This window comes from Caballeronia grimmiae (assembly GCF_000698555.1).
GTDB lineage: Bacteria > Pseudomonadota > Gammaproteobacteria > Burkholderiales > Burkholderiaceae > Caballeronia > Caballeronia grimmiae.
Genome location: NZ_JFHE01000001.1, coordinates 376056 through 391370, shown reverse-complemented (window position 1 = coordinate 391370; position 15315 = coordinate 376056). Strand labels below are relative to the sequence as shown.

Here is a 15315-nt window from a genome sequence, read left to right as displayed (position 1 = left end):
AATGCGCCCGGGAATCGCTTCGATCTTTGAATGTCGAGCGGGCCACCTCCAGCAGCCGCACGCGATCAATCGTCCCCCTTACACCGCCAGCAACCCTTTCTTCTCGATGAACGACACCACTGCATCCAACCCGTCTAGTTCCTTGAGATTGCACATCACGAACGGCCTTTCCCCACGCATTTTCGTAGCGTCGCTCGCCATCACATCCAGATTTGCGCCGACATAAGGCGCAAGGTCCGTCTTGTTGATCACAAGCAAATCTGACTTGGTAATCCCGGGCCCGCCTTTACGCGGAATTTTCTCGCCACTGGCGACATCGATCACATAGATGGTCAGATCGGAAAGCTCGGGGCTGAACGTAGCCGCCAGATTATCGCCACCTGACTCGATGAAAACGATATCGACGTCCGGAAAGCGCGACACCATCCTGTCCACCGCTTCGAGATTGATCGATGCATCCTCGCGGATCGCCGTATGCGGACAGCCGCCCGTTTCCACGCCCATGATGCGCTCGGCCGGCAACGCGCCCGCCACGGTCAACAGACGTTGATCCTCTTTCGTATAGATATCGTTGGTGATGGCGACGAGATCGTACTTGTCGCGCATCGCCTTGCAGAGCATTTCGAGCAGCGTCGTTTTACCGGAACCAACAGGCCCGCCGACGCCCACGCGCAACGGCGGCAGTTTCTTCGTTCGACGAGCGGCGGCGGAATAAGCAGGAGCGTTCATGCGATATCGATTCGATGTTTGAAGCAAGTTAAGAACGGAAGAGCCGCGAGTATTGCGACTCATGCCGCGCCGACAAGATGCCAAGCTGCGGCGCGAAGGTATTGACCTGATCGGGCGATGTAGCGAGCGCACGACTCACGGCATTGTCGATCGGCGCGCGCAATGCCACGATGATCCGCTGCCCCGCAAGCTGACCCAGAGGCACAGCTTTGAGCGCGGCGGCGGCCTGATTCTCGACCCAACTGAACGCATAAGCGGCGAGCGCCGCATCGGTTGAAGCATCGTGGGCATACGCCGCGAACGCGAAGGCCGTCGGTTGCGCGATGGGCTTCATCGCAGCGAGCGTCGCGCGACGCGCTTCGTCGCCCCATTCGAGCGATGCGCACAGTTGCGCGAGCGACCACCCCATCTGCTCGGTCTCACGGCGCAATTCAGCGGACTCGCGGCTCGCGATGTATTCGTCGTTTGCATCGGCAAGCGCAGCACTGTCATGCGTCCGCCAGCGCTCCATCTGATGCGCGATGAACGGCAACTCCCCACGCGCGAGCACATGCGAGAGGCCGTTTGCAATCCACTCGCGCGTGCTATCGGCATCGTGTATGAAGCCGTGTTCGATCGCCGCTTCGAGCCCTTGCGAATAGCTGAACGCGCCGATAGGCAGCGCAGGCGACGCGAGATGCAGCAGCGCCGTGAGTTCAGTCGTGCGCATGACCGTGATGATGGTGATGATGCTCGTGCGAATGGTTGTGCCCGCACTGCGAATGATCGTGCCCGTGATGCTCGTGATAGACCTTCTGCGCGAGCGCGTAGTCCTCACTGAACGTCTCGTCATGGCCATGCTTGTGCCCGCCGCCATATGCGCCCGTTTCCGGCTGAAACGGCTGCGATTCGCGCGTGACGGTCGTGCCGAGACGCTTGAGCATGTCTTCGAGAACGGAGTCGGCTTCGAGCTTGAGATGATCCGCGTGAATCTCGACGGGCGTATGCCGATTGCCGAGATGGTAGGCCGCGCGCATCAGCACGAGCGGATTCACCGCACGCACGACGAGCACGTCTTCGGCTGCGGCGACCACGCGCACGAAGCCGCCATCGTCGGCGACGAGCATGTCGCCATCGGCGAGCACGGTCCCGCGGGGCATCACGAGCGCGGCTTCCTCGCCGTTATCGAGCGTGACCGCAAGGCGGCTCTTGCAGCGCGCATCGAATGCGAGGGTTATCGTTGGCGCGCGTTTGACGAGAACCGGGGCGAGCTTCGCTGTAAGACGTTTGTCGATAGTGCGCATAAGGCTTTAGAACAAAAAATAGCGTTGCGCCATCGGCAGCACGGTGGCGGGATCGCAGGTGAGCAATTGACCATCGGCGATCACCTGATAGGTCTGCGGATCGACGCTGATGGACGGCTGCCATGCATTGTGAATCATGTCGGCCTTCGTCACATTGCGGCAGTTCTTCACCGCCACCACCTGCTTTTTCAAGCCATACCGTTCCGTGATGCGCGACTCCAGCGCCAGTTGGGACACGAATGTCAGCGATGTCTTGCCGAGCGCGCCGCCGCGCGTCGCGAACATCTCGCGGTAGTGCACGGGCTGCGGCGTCGGTATGGATGCGTTCGGATCGCCCATTTGCGCCACGGCGATCATGCCGCCCTTGACGATCATCGCGGGCTTCACGCCAAAGAACGCCGGCTCCCAGAACACGAGATCGGCCCATTTTCCCGGTTCGATCGATCCCACTTCATGCGCGATGCCATGCGTGATCGCGGGATTGATCGTGTACTTCGCGACGTACCGTTTCGCGCGGAAGTTGTCATTGCGGGCGTTGTCTTCTGCGAGCGCGCCGCGTTGCACCTTCATCTTGTGCGCCGTCTGCCATGTACGGATGATGACTTCGCCGACACGGCCCATCGCCTGCGAATCGGAAGAGAGCATAGACAGCGCGCCGAGGTCATGCAGGATGTCTTCCGCCGCGATGGTCTCCCGGCGGATGCGCGATTCCGCGAATGCAATGTCTTCCGCAATCGACGGGTCCAGGTGATGGCAGACCATCAGCATGTCTAAATGTTCGTCGAGCGTGTTGACCGTGTACGGTCGCGTCGGATTCGTGGAAGAGGGCAGCACGTTGGATTCGCCCGCCACCTTGATGATGTCGGGCGCGTGGCCGCCGCCCGCGCCTTCCGTGTGATACGTGTGAATCGTGCGGCCCTTGAACGCGGCGATCGTCGCTTCGACGAAGCCCGCTTCGTTGAGCGTGTCCGTGTGAATGGCGACTTGCGTGTCCGTATCGTCGGCGACGGAGAGACAGTTGTCGATGGCGGCCGGCGTCGTGCCCCAGTCCTCGTGCAGCTTCAGGCCGATCGCGCCCGCCTTGATCTGCTCGACGAGCGGCTCCGGCAAGCTCGCGTTGCCCTTGCCGAGAAATCCGAGATTGACCGGCCAGCCATCGGCGGCTTGCAGCATGCGTTCCATATGCCACGGACCGGGCGTGCATGTCGTCGCGTTGGTGCCGGTCGCCGGGCCGGTGCCGCCGCCGAGCATCGTCGTGACGCCGCTTGCAAGCGCCTCGTCGATCTGCTGCGGGCTGATGAAGTGGATATGCGTATCGACGCCGCCCGCCGTCACGATCATCCCTTCGCCCGCGATGACTTCGGTGGCCGCGCCGATCGCAATGGTCACGTTCGGCTGAATGTCGGGATTGCCCGCCTTGCCGATGGCGAAAATTCGGCCGCCCTTGATGCCGATATCCGCCTTCACGATGCCCCAGTGATCGAGAATCAGCGCGTTGGTCACCACGGTATCGACCACATCGGCGGCGGTGCGTTGCGACTGGCCCATGCCGTCGCGTATCACTTTGCCGCCGCCGAACTTCACTTCTTCGCCGTAGGTGGTGAAGTCGCGTTCGACTTCGATGATGAGATCGGTGTCGGCGAGGCGCACGCGGTCGCCGGTGGTCGGGCCGAACATCTCTGCATAAGCGCGGCGGCCGATGCGTAGCGTCATGTCGTTATGTCCTGATCAGAGTGGGCCCATGATGAGGCCGTTGAAGCCGTACACGTGACGATCGCCTGCCAGCGCGACGAGCTCGACCGTGCGCTCCTGTCCCGGCTCAAAGCGCACCGCGGTGCCGGCCGCGATGTTGAGCCGGAAGCCGCGCGCCTTCTCGCGATCGAATACGAGCGCCGTGTTGACCTCATAAAAGTGATAGTGCGAGCCGACTTGCACGGGCCGGTCGCCGCTGTTGGCCACGACGACCGATACGGTCTCGCGTCCGGCGTTGAGCTCGTGCTCGCCGACATCGATCAGATATTCGCCGGGAATCATCGCGCGTCTCAAGGGATGGGATGGTGGACGGTGACGAGCTTCGTGCCGTCCGGGAAGGTGGCTTCGATCTGAATGTCGGGGATCATTTCCGGCACGCCTTCCATCACGTCGTCACGCGTGAGGAGTGTGGTGCCGTAATGCATGACTTCAGCGACGGTCTTGCCATCGCGGGCGGCCTCCATCAATGCAGCCGAAATGAAAGCGACGGCTTCGGGATGATTCAGCTTGAGACCGCGTGCGCGACGGCGTTCCGCGAGCAGCGCCGCCGTAAAGATCAGGAGCTTGTCCTTTTCGCGAGGCGTGAGTTTCATGGACTTGTTCTAATGAGCGTTGGGCTTCTTCATTATGTTTCTTTAGAACCGACGCTTCAAGCGAGAGCCGTGCCATCGATGCACTGGCCTTGTGCCATGTGCGTTCGCGCGTCTGATGCAAACGGCTTGCACACGAATGGAGCGTCGCTGTGCGCCATCGTGGTGCGCAATCAGGTGGTCCAAAGCCTGAGCGGCCGCGCTTCGACGCCATGCACGAGCGGGCGAAGCCGCAGCCAGCATTCGGTGAGCGCGCGTTGCAGCGGCTCCATCGACTGGCTTACTGCACGCACGATCAGCACGCCGGGCGCAACGCACGATGCCCCTGCGCGTAGAACGTCGTCGAAGGGCAACTGTGCGGTGATGGCTTCGGCGAGCGCGTCGTCGCATGCCGGGCCTATCGCCCATAACGTGCCGTAAGCGGGATGACCTGCGAGTCCTTGCAAGGCATCGCGCAATGGGTCGCCTGCTTCGATCAGACTGCGTTCGAACCAGAGCGTGCGTCCATCGCGATGCATGATGCGCGAAACCGCCTTGATATGTCCTTTCGTCCATCGTTCGCCGGCGGCGGCGCGGCCTAGCAGCATTGCATCCCAGCCGATGGCCGTTGCGCCTTCGTCGATCGTGAGCCGGAAGTCCAGCTCGATGTTCGACGATTCGAACACGATGTTGTTCTGCGGAAGCCAGTCGAGCTTCGCGTGCGCCGCGACGTCGATAGCGATGTGCTGCGTCGCGAGCTTGCCGTTGGCCTTGTACCACTTCGTCGCGCCGGGTGTCGTGATGACGGCGTGCGAGCCGTCGCCGAGCTTGACGTCGATGTTCAGACGATCGCCGCCTGCGACGCCGCCGGGCGGATGCACGATCACCGCATGGCAGATATCGCCTTCGGGATAGAGCGGCCGTTGCAGGCGCAGCGGCCCTTCATGCTTGCGATGCGTGCAAACGGTGCGGTCGTGCTGACGTGCGAAGCCGAGTTCGAGCGAGCCGCGCCAGATGTCGGGATCGGCGAGCGCCGCGTGGGATTCGTGATGCATGGAGACGATGCTATCGGGAATGATGCGTCATCATACGGCGATCAGCTCGCGCACTCCATGCGCATCCATTTGCGATCCCTCGCCGCCCGCGACGATTTCGCCTCGGCTCATGACCCAGTATTGATCCGCGAGTTCGCGTGCGAAGTCGTAGTACTGCTCGACGAGCAGCACGGTCATGCCCATTTCATCGACGAGCTGACGCAGCGTGCGGCCGATGTCGCGAATGATCGAAGGCTGGATGCCTTCTGTCGGTTCATCGAGGATCAGCAGTTGCGGTTCGCTCATCAATGCGCGGCCTATCGCGAGTTGCTGTTGTTGGCCTCCCGACAGATCGCCGCCGCGACGATGCTTCATGTCGCGCAGAACGGGAAAGAGTTCGTAGATGCGATCGGGGATTTTCGAAGGGGCGTTGCGGCTTGCGGCGCCGACGAGCAGGTTCTCTTCGACGGTCAAACGGCCGAAGATGTCGCGGCCTTGCGGGACATAGGCGAGGCCGTTCGAGACGCGCGTATGCGTTGGCATCGATGAGATCTTGGCGCCGCGCCAGGTGATGGTGCCGCTTTTGGTCGGTACGACGCCCATCAGGCAGCGGAGGAGCGTCGTTTTGCCTACGCCGTTGCGGCCTAGCAGCACGGTTAGCTTGCCGTCGGGGGCCGTCAGTCGCACATTTCTTAGGATGTGGCTGCCGCCGTAGTATTGGTTCAGGTTTTCTACTTCTAGCATGGACGTTGTCTCTCGATTTTTTATACGGGTGACTTCGGTTATTCGTGTCGGTCTATTAGTGCGCCCCTCCCCGGGGCGGGGGTCACTTTCTTTGCTGCTGCAAAGAAAGTAACCAAAGAAAGCAGCTTTTCTAGCCCGAAGCACAGATTGGTGTGGCCACTCCGTAGAAGGTCAGTGGCACTCAGCTTGAAACAGCCTTGAATCACCTTCCACGCCCGCTGAGCGCCACGTCCTCCGAGCCCCTTGGCTCGACAAAACCATCGGTGAACAACCGTCACGCGAGTAAGTTTTAGACAGCACTAAACCAAAGCAGGGTTGCCAACTTCTTGTTCATTGGCGTTTGCAGTGCATTGAAGCAACCCGTGACTGTTTTCTCCTCACGGACCTAAGTGCCCGATCGGTGTTAACGAGCCAAGGGGCTCGCATGGGGTGAGCGCTCAGTGGGCGCGGAAAGTGATTCAAGGCTCTTTCAAGCTGAGTGCCACCGATGTTCTACGAAGTAACCCCGCGTACTGTGCTTCGGGCCTAAACGAAGCTGCTTTCTTTAGTGACCCCCGCCCCGGGGAGGGGCGCACCAATAAACCGACACGAATACAAGCTCAACGAAAAATCAAAAGAAAGACCCCTACCGTCCAAGATAAGACTCAACAACAGCGTCATCCCGCTTGACGGAATCAAGCGTGCCTTCTGCAAGAACACTGCCCTCGGCCATGACAGTAACCTTCCCACTATCACCGCTGAGTGCAGCAACAAACTCCATATCATGCTCGACGACCATCATCGAGCAAGAACCGCGGAGCGTATTGAGCAACTCAGCAAGCTCCATCGTCTCGTGATCGGTCATGCCAGCAGCGGGCTCATCGAGCAAAAGCAGCGCCGGTTGCTGCATCAGCAACATGCCGATCTCAAGCCGCTGCTTCTGTCCATGCGATAACTCGCCCGCCAGCCGCGTCGCATGATGCTGCAAGCGAATCAGTTCGAGCGTCTCCTCGATGCGCGCCTGCGCCGCCCGATCCAGCCGCGCCCGCAACGATGCGAACCACCGCTTGTCCGTCTTCATCGCGAGTTCGAGGTTCTCCCACACAGGATGATTCTCGAACACAGTCGGCTTCTGAAACTTGCGGCCGATGCCCGTGCGCGCAATCACAGGCTCCGACATGCGCGTGAGATCGAACGTCTGGCCCAGAAAGACCTTGCCGTCATCAGGCCGCGTCTTGCCGGTGATCACGTCCATCATCGTCGTCTTGCCCGCACCGTTCGGGCCGATCACACACCGCAATTCGCCCACGTCGATCGACAGCGTAAGCTTGTTGAGCGCGCGAAAGCCATCGAAGCTCACCGTCACGTCTTCGAGATAAAGAATCGTGCCGTGCGATACGTCGATCTCACCGGGCGCAGGCACATGCCCGAGGCCGGCCACGCCGTTGAGGTTCGAGTCGTCGTAGACAGGCGTAATCGGCGGCAAGTCGACAATCAATGCGTTGTGAGCGGTCATTCCGCAGTGTCTCCCGCAGTCTTCTTGCGACGCGCAAGGTCGATGAGTCCCATGATTCCGTTAGGCAATAGCAAGGGCACGAGCGTGAAGATCAGGCCAAGAAAAAAGAGCCAATACTCGGCGAAATAGGCGGTGAAGAAGCTCTTCGCGCCATTGACCGCGAATGCGCCGATGATCGGCCCGATCAGCGTGCCGCGTCCGCCGACCGCGACCCAGATCGCCATTTCAATCGAATTGGCAGGCGACATCTCGCTCGGATTGATAATGCCGACCTGCGGCACATACAGCGCACCCGCAATGCCGCACAGCACCGCCGACACCGTCCATACGAAGAGCTTGTAGGCGAGCGGGCTATAGCCGAGGAACATCAGGCGCGCTTCGCCATCGCGCACGCCAGTGACGACGCGGCCCAGCTTCGATGTCACGATCCAGCGCGCTGCCAGGAACGCCAGCACGAGCACGGCGAACGTGATGAGAAAGAGGGCAGTGCGCGTGCCGGGATGCGTGACGGAGAAGCCCGCGATGCGCTTGAAATCGGTGAAGCCGTTGTTTCCACCAAAGCCCGTTTCGTTGCGATAGAAGAGCAGCATCGCCGCAAACGTCATCGCCTGCGTGATGATCGACAGATACACGCCCTTCACGCGCGAACGAAACGTAAAGAAGCCGAAGACCCACGCAAGCACGCCCGGCACCAGCACGACGAGCAGCAGCGCATACCAGAGATGCTCCGTGCCTTGCCAGTACCACGGCAACTCGCGCCAGTCGAGAAACACCATGAAGTCGGGCAGATCGCTTTGATACGTGCCTTCGCGACCGATCGACCGCATCAGATACATGCCGATCGCATAGCCGCCCAGCGCGAAGAAAAGCGCATGCCCGAGGCTCAGAATGCCGCAGTAACCCCACACGAGATCGAGCGCGAGTGCGCCGATTGCATAGCACATGAGCTTGCCGACGAGCGTCATCGCATAAGCGGACAGATGAAACGTGCTCGTTTCCGGCAGTGCGAGCGCGGAGAGCGGCACGCAGACGCCCATCGCGATGACGAGCGCGATCAGCGCGATCCATCCGTTGCGTGGCAATAGCGCGGCGCGCGGCGGCAAGCCGAGCGCGAAGCCTGCGCGTGCGGCGCTCGGATCGGGTTGCGGCGCGACGTCGAGATTCGCGCCGATATTCGTCGAGGCGGTCATGGGTCAAGCCTCCGCGCTGCGGCCCTTGAGGGCGAACATGCCCTGCGGACGCTTCTGAATGAAGAGGACGATGAGCACGAGCACCGCGATCTTCGCGAGCACCGCGCCCCAGAACGGCTCGATGGTCTTGCTGACGAGTCCCAGCCCGAAGCCGCCGATCACCGTGCCCGCCAGTTGACCGACGCCGCCGAGCACGACCGCCATGAACGAATCGATGATGTAGCTCTGCCCGAGATCGGGGCCGACGTTGCCGATCTGCGATAGCGCACATCCGCCAAGCCCTGCAATGCCCGCGCCGAACGCGAACGCATAGGAATCGACACGCGCGGTCTTCACGCCGACACACGCGGCCATGCGCCGATTCTGCGTGACAGCGCGTACGAACAAGCCTAGCCGCGTGCGCGTCAACACGGCCCACGCGATGAAGACGACGGCAATCGAGAAAGCGAGGATCGTCAGGCGGTTGTACGGCAGGATCAGGTTCTGCATGACCGCGACGCCGCCGCTCATCCACGAAGGGTTCGTCACTTGCACGTTCTGCGCGCCGAAGGTCGTGCGCGTGGCCTGAATCAAGATCAGGCTGATGCCAAACGTGGTCAGCAGCGTTTCGAGCGGACGTCCATAAAGATGCTTCAAAACGAGCCTTTCGAGCACGATGCCGACGAGCGCCGCCGCCATGAACGACGCAGGCACCGCAAGCAGCGGATACCAGTTGAAAGCGGCGGGCGCGTAGTGCTGCACGAAGTTTTGAACGACGTAAGTGGCGTACGCGCCGATCATCAGGAACTCGCCATGCGCCATGTTGATGACGCCGATCAGGCCATAAGTGATCGCGAGCCCGAGCGCCGCAAGCAGCAGCACGCTGCCGAGCGACAGACCCGCGAAGATCGTCCCGGCGATCTCGCTGCGGCGCTGGATCGAATCGAGTTCCTCGATGCCCGCTTGCGCAGCGGCGCGCACGCGTTCATCGGATTCGTTATAGCTGCCGTCGCCTTTCTTGACGACGATGGGGCGCAGCAACTCATACATGTCGAGGTCATGGCGAGCCGCGACGAGTTGCGCTGCTGCGAGACGCTTGCTCGCGTCGGGATCGTGCAGCGCGGTCATCGCCCAGAGGGTGTCGAGGCGCTTCTTCAATTCGGAGTCGGTTTCGGCGGCGCGGGCGCGATCGATCAGCGGCTTCATCGATGCATCCGGGTTCTTCAGCAACGCAGCGACGGCTTCGCGGCGCTTTGCGACATCGGGCGAGGCGAGTTGCAGGCCCGATAACGCGCCCGCGACCTTCGTTCGCAGCGAATTGTTCAGCGTGATCGCTTGCGCGTCGGGGGCATCGACGATCTTGCTGGTGATCGGGTCCTTGTTGCCATCGTCGGTTTGCATCATGACGTGGCCGTCGTCGGTCGCGACGAGCGAGCCGTCAGCGAGCGCGTGCAGCACCGCGACGGAAGGGGCATCGGCGTTGGCGATCAGTTTGTCGATGGCGGCGGACTTCGCCTGGAAATCGTCGCCGGCGAGCGGGGCGAGCTCATCGGCGGTGAGTGCATGAGCCGCGAATGGCGCGAGCGCCAGGAAGCACGCGAGCACTACGCGCAGGAAAGGGGAGGCGAGCGAGCCGGTCATGGTGGCCTTTCTGATCGAACTGAAACGGCCGCGCGTGCGATGACGCCGTGACGTCATGCACGAACGCGCGGCCTTGCATCAAGCCATCAATGCAACGGACTTATGCCGTGCGCACGCGCGAGCGGCGCAGGAATGACGGAATTGAACTCACGACATCCGGCTTCCCTTCGTTGCCCGCGATGAACGGACTCCACGGTTGCGCGCGCACGGCGGTCTTCGTTTTCCAGACGACGTTGAACTGGCCGTCGCCGCGAATCTCGCCGATCATCACCGGCTTGTGCAGATGGTGATTGCCGTCCATCGTGAGCGTGAAGCCCGAGGGTGCGGCGACACTCTGTCCGATCATCGCGACGCGCACCTTGTCGACATCGGTGCTCTTCGCTTTCTCGACGGCCTGCTTCCACATGTGAATGCCGACGAAGGTCGCTTCCATCGGATCGTTCGTCACGCGCTTGTTTCCGCCGGGCAGATTCTGCGTCTTGACCCATTCGGCGAATTGGGCTTCGAACTTCTTGTTGGCGGGGTTCTTCACCGACATGAAGTAGTTCCACGCGGCGAGATGGCCGACGAGCGGCTTGGTATCGATGCCGCGCAGCTCTTCTTCGCCGACCGAGAACGCGACGACGGGCACGTCGGTGGCTTTCAGCCCCTGGTTGCCGAGTTCCTTGTAGAACGGAACGTTCGAGTCGCCGTTGATCGTCGAGATGACCGTGGTCTTTCCCCCTTGCGCAAAGGTCTTGATGTTCGCGACGATGGTTTGATAGTCGCTATGTCCGAACGGTGTGTAGACCTCCTGAATATCCGCATCCTTGACTCCTTTCGAGTGGAGGAAGGCGCGCAGGATCTTGTTGGTCGTGCGCGGGTACACATAGTCGGTGCCGAGCAGGAAGAAGCGTTTGGCGCTGCCGCCTTCCGGTCCCATCAGGTATTCGACGGCGGGGATGGCCTGCTGATTCGGCGCGGCGCCGGTATAGAAGACGTTGCGGGACATCTCTTCGCCTTCGTATTGGACGGGATAGAAGAGCAGGCCGTTGAGTTCTTCGAACACGGGCAGCACTGATTTGCGCGATACCGATGTCCAGCACCCGAACACGCACGCGACCTTGTCTTGCGTGAGCAGCTGGCGGGCTTTTTCGGCGAAGAGCGGCCAATTGGAAGCGGGATCGACGACGACGGGTTGAAGCTGCCGCCCCATGACGCCGCCGCTCTTGTTGATATCGGCGATGGTCATGAGGGCGGTGTCCTTGAGCGATGTTTCGGAGATCGCCATGGTGCCGGACAGCGAATGCAGAATGCCGACCTTGATCGGACCGGTCGTGTCGGCGGCGTGCGCCCTTGACATGGGCAGTTGGCCGGCGAGGGCCAGCGCGCCCGACATGGAGCCGAGTTTCAGCAGACTGCGTCGTTTCATTTTTGGTTTCCCCCTTGGCGGATGTGGCTTTGGTTTCGCTGCTTTTGGAAAGCTGCCGAAATTTGGCGTTGTGGGTTCTTTTGCAAGGGGTATGCCAATTAGGGCCGTTCGCACGGCTGGCTTGGGTTTGCTGGGGGTTTGTGCTTCGTTCTTCGCTTGCGGCCTTGCTGTTGCTCGAATTGTTTTGGTGCACCAGACGGTGAGCTTGCATCGTTGCGGTGCGGGTCGTTCGGTTTGCGTGTTTGTTTTCGGTGGTTGGGTTTATTAGTGTCGGTCTATTAGTGCGCCCCTCCCCGGGGCGGGGGTCACTTTCTTGGCTGTCGACCAGAGTTGGCTCTTTAGCGCCTTACTCTGGTCCCATGCAAAGAGAGAAACCAAAGAAAGCAGCTTTTCTGGCCCGAAGCACAGACTTGCGTTGCCACTCCGTAGAACATCGGTGGCACTCGAATTAATTAGCAGCCTTGAACCACCTCCCACGCTCCCTGAGCGCGACCCCATACGAGCCCCTTGGCTCGACAAAACCAATCCGGACACATCACACCACGCACGAACATTTCGAACGGGAAATAAGCCTTGAAACCCTCGCCGCAAGCCGCGAGCGTTAAGTCGCAAGTCGCAAGTCGCAAGTCGCAAGTCGCGAGTCGCGAGTCGCGAGTCGCGAGTAGCGAGCCGTGGCCGCAGCGCGCAGCCCGCCACTCCGCAAGCGACTACAAGCATAAGCACGGACGGACCACGACCACGGACGGACCGTGACTACGGACCACGACCGGCTCACCGACTTTGACGGCGAGTGATGGCCGGAAGTAGTGTTCTGCGAGCGAAGTCGATGATGCACTAAGGCACTTGTTGAAAGCGGAAGGTGCTTATGAAATGCCTTGTTGTAGCGAGGCGGCAGGCGTCCCGATGGTGTTAACGAGCCAAGGGGCTCGGAGGACGTTAGTAGTCAGCGGGCGCGGAAGGTGATTCAAGGCTCTATCAAGCTGAGTTCCACTGATGTTCTACGGAGTGGCCACGCAAGTTATTGGATTGGGCGGTTCGAGAAAAAGCTGCTTCCTTTGGTTACTTTCTTTGCAGCGGCAAAGAAAGTGACCCCCGCCCCGGGGAGGGGCGAGCTAATAGACCGACACGAATAACCGAAGAAAAAATAACCTACCCGCACAAGAGTAAGAATCCTTCATCGATCCCGGCCCCGGGAAGGGGCAAGCGGCCACGCCGACATAAAAAAAGCAACGCCCGCCCAAGGGCAAACCAAATCACCGATTGACCATCCGCGCAGGAACACTGAGCACAAGCAGAGCCCCAACCACGAGAAACCCGGCAAGCATATACATCCCACTGGAATTAGCCCCGGTGACCTGCTTAAGCCAGCCAACCAGATAAGGACTAAGAAACCCGGCAAGGTTGCCAAGAGAGTTGATCATCGCGATTCCGGCCGCCGCCCCAGTGCCGGCAAGAAACGCCGTAGGCAAACTCCAGAACAACGGCAGCGTAGTGAGAATGCCCATCGTGCCAAGCGTGAGTCCGAGCATCGCGAGCGGCGTATTCCCGGCCCAGATAACCGACAGCACAAGCCCGATAGCTCCAACGAACGCCGGCACGGCAATATGCCACCGACGCTCACCGCGCTTGTCTGCACTGCGCGCCACGAGCAGCATGCCAACCACCGCCGCGCCATAAGGAATCGCCGACAGCAGCCCGATGGTCAAAGCATCGGTGACGCCTGTCGCCTTGATGATCGTCGGCAGCCAGAAACTCACGCCATAAAGTCCCATCACGAACGAGAAGTAGATCAGGCTCATCAGCCACACCTTCGGGCTCGACAAGATACGGCTGATCGGCAGATCCTCCTTCTCGACGTTATCCGCCGCGATGTTCCGCTCCAGCAAATCGCGCTCTTCCTGCGTGAGCCACTTCGCCTTCGAAATGCGATCGTCCATCATCAACAACACGACGATGCCCACGATCACCGACGGAATGCCCTCCAGCAGCAACAGCCATTGCCAGCCGTGCCAGTTGTTCGCGCCGTCGAAGGTCTTCATGATCCAGCCCGACACCGGCCCGCCGATCAATCCCGACAGCGCAATCGCCGTCATGAACAGCGTGGTCATCCGCCCGCGCCGATGCGCCGGATACCAGTACGTCAGATAAAGAATGATGCCGGGAAAGAAGCCCGCCTCCGCGACGCCGAGCAAAAAGCGCATCACGTAGAACATCGTGGGCGTGGTGACGAACATCGTGAGCGCGGAAATGATGCCCCACGAAATCATGATCCGCGCGATCCACACGCGCGCACCGACTCTATGCAGAATGACGTTGCTCGGGATCTCGAAGATGAAATAGCCGAAGAAGAAAATGCCCGCGCCGAAGCCATACACGGCATCCGACAAACCGAGATCGGTGGACATCTGCAGCTTGGCAAAGCCGACGTTCACGCGGTCCAGATACGCCACCACGTAACAGATCAGCAGCAGCGGCGAGAGCCGCCACGCGACCTTGCGATACGTCGCTTCCTCAAAGCTCGAAGGCGCGCCCGCGCCCGGGCGCTGCATGGGATTGGCAGTGCTCGACATCTCGTCTCCTTACGCTCGTGCAAACGCGAGCATCGTTATATTCGCGTAAGGATTCTAGCCGCTCGGCTGCACGCCAAGCGGCTGTTTTAGATGGGGAAAACACCGATAAAGCCGACGCGGGCGCGCGTCGGCCCCGCGTCAGACGCAGCGTCCGCCGTCCACTTCGAGCGCCACGCCCGTGATGAACTCGGCATCGTCGGAAGCGAGATAGAGCGCCGCATTCGCGATGTCCTGCGGCGTCGACAGGCGGCCGAGCGGAATCGTCGCGAGGAACTTCTGACGGTTCGCGGGCGTGTCCTCCATGCCCATGAACTCGGAGAGCAAGCCCGTTTCGCCCATCACCGGATTGATGCAGTTCACGCGGATGCGATCCGGGCCCAGCTCCACGGCCAGCGCCTTGCTCGCGACGATCACCGCCGCCTTGCTGCCGTTGTACCAGACGAGGCCAGGGCGCGGCCGCACGCCCGCCGTCGATGCAATGTTGATGAACGCGCCGCCGCCTTGCTGACGAAAATACGGCACGAACTGCTCGACGCTCCAGTAAATGCTCTTGACGTTCACCGCATAGACGCGATCGAACTCGGCCTCGGTTACATCGAGCACGGGCTTGTTACGGTGTGTCGTTCCCGCGTTGTTGACGACCACCTGCACGCTGCCGAAGTCGTCGATGGTCGCATCGAAGAGACGCTGCCAGTCTTCCCGTTTGGTGACATCGCCCTGAACGGCGATCGCGCGTCCGTGCTTCGTTTCCGGCGACGAAGCCAGCGCAATTTCACTGGCGACGCGCTCGGCCGCCGCGCCGTTCAGATCGTTGACGACGACGTTCGCGCCTTCGCGTGCGAACGTCTTGGCGATGCCTTCGCCGAAACCCGAGCCCGCGCCCGTCACGATTACCGTTTTGCCTTGCAGTCGCATGTT

14 protein-coding genes are annotated in these 15315 nt (G+C 61.0%); all 14 read right to left on the bottom strand.

The window, feature by feature from the left end:
* Positions 1-78: 78 nt before the first annotated feature.
* The 14 genes from ureG to BG57_RS01790 all read right to left on the bottom strand — a co-directional run bounded on the left by ureG (position 79) and on the right by BG57_RS01790 (position 15312).
* Positions 79-729, bottom strand: a complete 651-nt coding sequence (gene ureG / locus BG57_RS01855; RefSeq protein ID WP_035959726.1) for an urease accessory protein UreG — start codon at positions 727-729, stop codon at positions 79-81.
* Between the two features lie 28 nt (positions 730-757).
* Entirely contained in the window at positions 758-1438 is a 681-nt protein-coding gene (locus BG57_RS01850; protein ID WP_035959725.1) for an urease accessory protein UreF, read from the bottom strand.
* Complete coding sequence (gene ureE, locus BG57_RS01845) at positions 1425-2012, bottom strand: urease accessory protein UreE (protein ID WP_035959724.1); 588 nt, start codon at positions 2010-2012, stop codon at positions 1425-1427. The genes BG57_RS01850 and ureE overlap by 14 nt, the downstream gene beginning before the upstream one ends.
* 6 nt (positions 2013-2018) lie before the next feature.
* Positions 2019-3725, bottom strand: a complete 1707-nt coding sequence (gene ureC, locus BG57_RS01840; protein WP_035959723.1) for an urease subunit alpha — start codon at positions 3723-3725, stop codon at positions 2019-2021.
* A 15-nt stretch (positions 3726-3740) separates the two neighbouring features.
* The gene (locus tag BG57_RS01835) at positions 3741-4046 is read right to left on the bottom strand and encodes an urease subunit beta (protein ID WP_035959722.1); all 306 of its coding nucleotides are present in this window, start codon (positions 4044-4046) and stop codon (positions 3741-3743) included.
* Positions 4047-4054: 8 nt separating this feature from the next.
* Positions 4055-4357: an urease subunit gamma gene (locus BG57_RS01830; protein ID WP_008342482.1), complete on the bottom strand. Its 303-nt coding sequence runs from the start codon at positions 4355-4357 to the stop codon at positions 4055-4057.
* Between the two features lie 170 nt (positions 4358-4527).
* On the bottom strand, positions 4528-5388 hold the full coding sequence (locus BG57_RS01825) for an urease accessory protein UreD (RefSeq protein ID WP_035959721.1): 861 nt from the start codon (positions 5386-5388) through the stop codon (positions 4528-4530).
* 30 nt (positions 5389-5418) lie between these two features.
* Positions 5419-6111 carry an urea ABC transporter ATP-binding subunit UrtE gene (urtE, locus tag BG57_RS01820; protein ID WP_035959720.1) on the bottom strand — a complete coding sequence of 231 codons (693 nt, stop codon included), beginning with the start codon at positions 6109-6111 and terminating at the stop codon, positions 5419-5421.
* A 625-nt stretch (positions 6112-6736) separates the two neighbouring features.
* The gene (gene urtD, locus BG57_RS01815; protein WP_035959719.1) at positions 6737-7606 is read right to left on the bottom strand and encodes an urea ABC transporter ATP-binding protein UrtD; all 870 of its coding nucleotides are present in this window, start codon (positions 7604-7606) and stop codon (positions 6737-6739) included.
* The gene (gene urtC, locus BG57_RS01810) at positions 7603-8796 is read right to left on the bottom strand and encodes an urea ABC transporter permease subunit UrtC (RefSeq protein WP_035959715.1); all 1194 of its coding nucleotides are present in this window, start codon (positions 8794-8796) and stop codon (positions 7603-7605) included. The genes urtD and urtC overlap by 4 nt, the downstream gene beginning before the upstream one ends.
* A 3-nt stretch (positions 8797-8799) precedes the next feature.
* Positions 8800-10416: an urea ABC transporter permease subunit UrtB gene (urtB, locus tag BG57_RS01805; protein WP_035959874.1), complete on the bottom strand. Its 1617-nt coding sequence runs from the start codon at positions 10414-10416 to the stop codon at positions 8800-8802.
* Positions 10417-10516: 100 nt separating this feature from the next.
* The gene (urtA, locus tag BG57_RS01800) at positions 10517-11827 is read right to left on the bottom strand and encodes an urea ABC transporter substrate-binding protein (protein WP_035959713.1); all 1311 of its coding nucleotides are present in this window, start codon (positions 11825-11827) and stop codon (positions 10517-10519) included.
* 1253 nt (positions 11828-13080) lie between these two features.
* Positions 13081-14397, bottom strand: coding sequence for an MFS transporter (locus tag BG57_RS01795; RefSeq protein WP_035959712.1), 1317 nt, complete (start codon positions 14395-14397; stop codon positions 13081-13083).
* A gap of 138 nt (positions 14398-14535) precedes the next feature.
* A complete protein-coding gene (locus tag BG57_RS01790) occupies positions 14536-15312 on the bottom strand; it encodes an SDR family oxidoreductase (RefSeq protein WP_035959710.1) in 777 nt (258 codons plus the stop codon).
* Positions 15313-15315 lie beyond the last annotated feature (3 nt).

What these genes read in the sequence shown, in the direction of transcription:
- BG57_RS01795 (WP_035959712.1), bottom strand. Translation starts at nt 14,397, where the DNA reads ATGTCGAGCACTGCCAATCCCATGCAGCGCCCGGGCGCGGGCGCGCCT.
- urtD (WP_035959719.1), bottom strand. Translation starts at nt 7,606, where the DNA reads ATGACCGCTCACAACGCATTGATTGTCGACTTGCCGCCGATTACGCCT.
- urtA (WP_035959713.1), bottom strand. Translation starts at nt 11,827, where the DNA reads ATGAAACGACGCAGTCTGCTGAAACTCGGCTCCATGTCGGGCGCGCTG.
- urtC (WP_035959715.1), bottom strand. Translation starts at nt 8,796, where the DNA reads ATGACCGCCTCGACGAATATCGGCGCGAATCTCGACGTCGCGCCGCAA.
- BG57_RS01825 (WP_035959721.1), bottom strand. Translation starts at nt 5,388, where the DNA reads ATGCATCACGAATCCCACGCGGCGCTCGCCGATCCCGACATCTGGCGC.
- BG57_RS01830 (WP_008342482.1), bottom strand. Translation starts at nt 4,357, where the DNA reads ATGAAACTCACGCCTCGCGAAAAGGACAAGCTCCTGATCTTTACGGCG.
- BG57_RS01835 (WP_035959722.1), bottom strand. Translation starts at nt 4,046, where the DNA reads ATGATTCCCGGCGAATATCTGATCGATGTCGGCGAGCACGAGCTCAAC.
- urtE (WP_035959720.1), bottom strand. Translation starts at nt 6,111, where the DNA reads ATGCTAGAAGTAGAAAACCTGAACCAATACTACGGCGGCAGCCACATC.
- ureG (WP_035959726.1), bottom strand. Translation starts at nt 729, where the DNA reads ATGAACGCTCCTGCTTATTCCGCCGCCGCTCGTCGAACGAAGAAACTG.
- BG57_RS01790 (WP_035959710.1), bottom strand. Translation starts at nt 15,312, where the DNA reads ATGCGACTGCAAGGCAAAACGGTAATCGTGACGGGCGCGGGCTCGGGT.
- urtB (WP_035959874.1), bottom strand. Translation starts at nt 10,416, where the DNA reads ATGACCGGCTCGCTCGCCTCCCCTTTCCTGCGCGTAGTGCTCGCGTGC.
- BG57_RS01850 (WP_035959725.1), bottom strand. Translation starts at nt 1,438, where the DNA reads ATGCGCACGACTGAACTCACGGCGCTGCTGCATCTCGCGTCGCCTGCG.
- ureC (WP_035959723.1), bottom strand. Translation starts at nt 3,725, where the DNA reads ATGACGCTACGCATCGGCCGCCGCGCTTATGCAGAGATGTTCGGCCCG.
- ureE (WP_035959724.1), bottom strand. Translation starts at nt 2,012, where the DNA reads ATGCGCACTATCGACAAACGTCTTACAGCGAAGCTCGCCCCGGTTCTC.